General features: G+C 69.8%; 5 protein-coding genes. 1 reads left to right on the forward strand and 4 read right to left on the reverse strand.

Annotated features, from left to right (window positions below; genetic code table 11):
- Positions 1-181 precede the first annotated feature (181 nt).
- Positions 182-463 carry a helix-turn-helix transcriptional regulator gene (locus RMO04_RS06545; protein ID WP_309643982.1) on the reverse strand — a complete coding sequence of 94 codons (282 nt, stop codon included), beginning with the start codon at positions 461-463 and terminating at the stop codon, positions 182-184.
- Between the two features lie 221 nt (positions 464-684).
- Between RMO04_RS06545 and RMO04_RS06550 the strand changes: the two genes are divergently transcribed.
- A complete protein-coding gene (locus RMO04_RS06550) occupies positions 685-921 on the forward strand; it encodes a hypothetical protein (protein ID WP_309643983.1) in 237 nt (78 codons plus the stop codon).
- A 391-nt stretch (positions 922-1,312) separates the two neighbouring features.
- Here RMO04_RS06550 and RMO04_RS06555 read toward each other — a convergent pair whose 3' ends face one another.
- The 3 genes from RMO04_RS06555 to RMO04_RS06565 form a co-directional block, all read right to left on the reverse strand.
- Complete coding sequence (locus RMO04_RS06555) at positions 1,313-1,918, reverse strand: DUF4142 domain-containing protein (RefSeq protein ID WP_309643984.1); 606 nt, start codon at positions 1,916-1,918, stop codon at positions 1,313-1,315.
- Between the two features lie 373 nt (positions 1,919-2,291).
- Positions 2,292-2,960: a hemolysin III family protein gene (locus RMO04_RS06560; RefSeq protein ID WP_309643985.1), complete on the reverse strand. Its 669-nt coding sequence runs from the start codon at positions 2,958-2,960 to the stop codon at positions 2,292-2,294.
- A 298-nt stretch (positions 2,961-3,258) separates the two neighbouring features.
- Positions 3,259-3,455: DUF2239 family protein (locus RMO04_RS06565; RefSeq protein WP_309643986.1), on the reverse strand; the 197-nt coding region annotated here is incomplete at its 5' end.

Here is a 3,455-nt window from a genome sequence, read left to right on the forward strand (position 1 = left end):
TTTCGGGGGGCGGGGCGTGGCCGCCCTCGAGTTTCGGATCGTCCATGGTGGGCTCCTGGCCGACCCGGATGGGCGGCGCCGCTCGGCAAACCCGCCGACGTCAGGTCCGTTCCGGGCCGCAGGACGCGGGGTGCGCGTCAAGGAAGCCTCGCCTCGCCCCGGCTTGGTCGCCGTCGCCGTCCTAGGCGCCGCCCGGCCCTGGCCGGTCGCCGGGCTTGGGGGACGCGGCGGCGGCCTTCGCGGGGGCCGGGAAGTCCTGGAAAAAGTAGTCGACGGGCACGGCGAGGGCGGTCGCGAGATGCCAGAGCATCGCGGCCGAAACGCGGTTCTGGCCCCGCTCGTACTTTTGAATTTGCTGGAAGCTCACGCCGCAGGGCTCCGCCAGCGCGCGCTGGGTCAAGTTCAGGTCGCGGCGGCGGATCGACACGCACGCGCCGATGCGGCTCTCCAGGATGTCCGTCACCTGTCCCGTCCTCCGGAGGAAGACAGCGAGGCCCCAAGGCTCAAAATGAGACAGGGCGCGCCGTCCTGGCGATCCGGCGCAAGTTGCGAACCGCCGACCGAGCGGGGGCCGCAAATCGCCGCAGAGACCGCGCCGCGCAACTGGCCCACCGGCACGCGTGCGCCGTGAACCTTCGCCGCGGACCGGCGTTTCGGGAACCAGGAAGCTGGAGGAAACAGATCATGAAGACGTCCATTGCCGGTCTCATCGCCGCCGTCGCCGTCGCTGGCCTTGCGGCTTGCGAGAGCCCCGCCGACAAGACCGCTGAGACCAAGGCCGACGCCCTCGAGGCTCAGGCCGCGGCGACCCCGAATGAGGCGCAGGAAAAAGCGCTGAACGCCGAGGCGGACCGCGTCGAACAGCAGGCGGGCAACGCCGATGGCGGCGCCACCACCGACAACAGGCCCGGCACTAAATAAGCGGTGCGGCGGGGTGCGCGCGGTCGCCCCGCGACGCGCGCGCCCCGCGCCTCTTCCCCATTGTCACGCACGGTGCTCGCCCGTCCCTGGGCGATCGCCGCCCCGTCTGTCTCGTCTCAAGGCGCAATCATGAACCGCATCATCTACATCGTCGGACTTGTCGTCATCGTGCTCGCCGTCTTGGCCTTCTTCGGATTCCGGTGACGTCAGCGCCGCCCCCGGGCGGCAGTCATCCGCATGGGCGCGGCGACAGCCGTTAGGTGTCCAACCACCGCAGGGCGCGTGGCGGTGGCTGGAAACCGGGCCTGAACCTGGACGGCGCTCACCGCGTCCCGTCCCCTGGGAGGCGGTCTCCGAGGCCACGCCCGGAGCCGCCAAGCCAGGACCCGCGTTAGCGGCCCGATCCGGCCGAGAGCTCCGAGACGTGGGTGAGGTGCGCCTGGATCTTGGGCGCGGCCTTCGCCGCGGCGTCTTTCAGGGCGGCGTTGTCCCCGTTCTCGCTATAGCCGCGCATGAGGGCGAGGGCCTCGTCATGCGCCGCCGTCTGCTGGGCGAGATAGACCTTGTCGAAGTCCGCCGGCGCCGCAGCGTTCAGGTTGTCGATGAGGCCCTTGCGACGTTCGTCAAGCCCGGTGGGCGGCGTAACCCCGGCGGTGGCGACCAGCGGATTCATGGCCGCGGCGAGCGCGGTGTGGTCGGCGACCATCATCTTGCCGAAGGCCTTGACGCCGGCGGCCTGTCCCTTGGCCTGCGCGATCTGGCCGGCCTGGATTTCATACAGGTCGCTGATGGCGGCGTTGGTGACGAAAGCCTCGGTCGACACCTGGCCGAGCGTCGCGGCCGAAGTGGCGCCAACCGCGGCGGACGTCGCGTCCTGTGCGGCGTTGACGGCCGCGTTCGAGGCGCCGGGATCGGCGGCTGTGGCGACCTCATCCTTTTGCTGGCAGGCGACGAGCAGCAGCGCCGAAGCGCCGACGAGCAGGGTGGTGCGGATCATGTGTGTGGCTCCAGGATGACCAAGCCAGGGAAACGACGCCGCCGGGCGCGGGTTCCCCCTGCTGATCGGCGGTCACAGGCCTGGCGACCCGAAGCCGAGCCCAGGCGAGCGTCCATGGCGCCTTGAAGTTGCTTGGGCCGTCGCGGCCGGCCCCTGGGATACCGAGAGCCTGCGGACCCGCCACCTGGCCAGGCCTTAGGGCATGTGGGGAACCCGGAGCGGGGCTGAGGCGCTTAGGGCGTAGAACTCCCGTCCCTGGGAATTCCGAGCATTGGAGCCCCGCCGAGGTGATCGGCGGGGCGCCTTTGGTTCTGTCGGAAGACGTCGGCCGTTTGGGGCGAAGGCTCGCGTTGCGCGTGAGGCACGGCACAGGCTAACCGTTCGACGCCAGCACGACCCCGAACAGGACGGCGCACCAGTGGGCCGCGGCGCCGGCGATGACGTGGCCATGCCAGATCGCGCGCGCGTATTTCAGCTTCTTGTTCAAATAGAAGATGACGCCGGTCGAATACAGGACGCCGCCGGTGACCAAGAGGGCGAGCGCATACCAGGCGATCGTGTCGATCATCGGCTTCAACGCCACCACCACCAGCCAGCCTAGCATCAGATAGACGGCGACCCACAGCCTGCGGTCGACACCGACGAACATCAGTTTGCAGAGCCCGCCCAGTCCGGCGACGCTCCACACCGCGATGGTCATGCCCGGACCCCAGGCGCCCGGCAGATGCAGGGTGAAGGGCGTGTAGGAGCCGGCGATCATCAGGAAGATCCCCGCATGGTCGAGACGGCGAAGCACGGGCCGGTAGCGGGGTTTCGCGAAATTGTAGGCCGTCGAGAACGCCAGCATCGCCACCACGCCGGCGGCATAGATCGAGACGCCGACGACCTGGGTGATCACACCGTTCGAGACCGCCAGCACCAGCAGGACGATGCCGCCCACGAGCGCCAGCGTCAGTCCCATGACATGCACCACGAGGTCGGCGCACTTGGCGGCGGCCGTGGGATAGTGCCGGGGCGGAACGTCTGAGTGGGGTTCGACCATTGGATAAGCGTAACGCAGGAGGACGACGATTTTAAGCCGCCCGCAGCGCCGAGGTCGCAGATGGACTTCCGGACCGCTGGGAAGCTCCAAACTCGCCTGTGGCCACGACGCCACGAGGCGATCACGTCTCACAAATGTCCCCCGGTGAATCACCGGGCCGCCTCGCCACGGGCGGCGGCGCGCGGACGCGGCCTATCGCTGGGCTCGGCGCGCGCGGCAGGCCCTTCGGCTTGGGCGATCGCGCGTGCGCGGCTCGGGGCGCCGCCGCAGCGAGACCGCCGTCCGCGTCGTGGTCAGCCTAGTCGAAGCTCGGGCGGGACAGACGCCGGATATAGGCGGCCACGTCGTCCGGCCAGGCCTCGACCAGGGTCTCGAAACGGTTGGCGTCGCCGGCATAGAGGGCGCGCAGGGCGTCCTCGTAGCCCTTGAGGTGGCCGGCCAGGGCATACATCGCCTTGTAGGCGGCGGTCTGGGCCGCCCGGCGGGCGTCGCCGT

Origin of the sequence: Phenylobacterium sp., from assembly GCF_031412415.1 — a bacterium.
Lineage (GTDB): Bacteria > Pseudomonadota > Alphaproteobacteria > Caulobacterales > Caulobacteraceae > Phenylobacterium.

Bases quoted from the DNA above. Each gene is read 5' to 3' on its own strand.
- RMO04_RS06555 (WP_309643984.1), bottom strand. From the start codon at position 1,918: ATGATCCGCACCACCCTGCTCGTCGGCGCTTCGGCGCTGCTGCTCGTC.
- RMO04_RS06560 (WP_309643985.1), bottom strand. From the start codon at position 2,960: ATGGTCGAACCCCACTCAGACGTTCCGCCCCGGCACTATCCCACGGCC.
- RMO04_RS06550 (WP_309643983.1), top strand. From the start codon at position 685: ATGAAGACGTCCATTGCCGGTCTCATCGCCGCCGTCGCCGTCGCTGGC.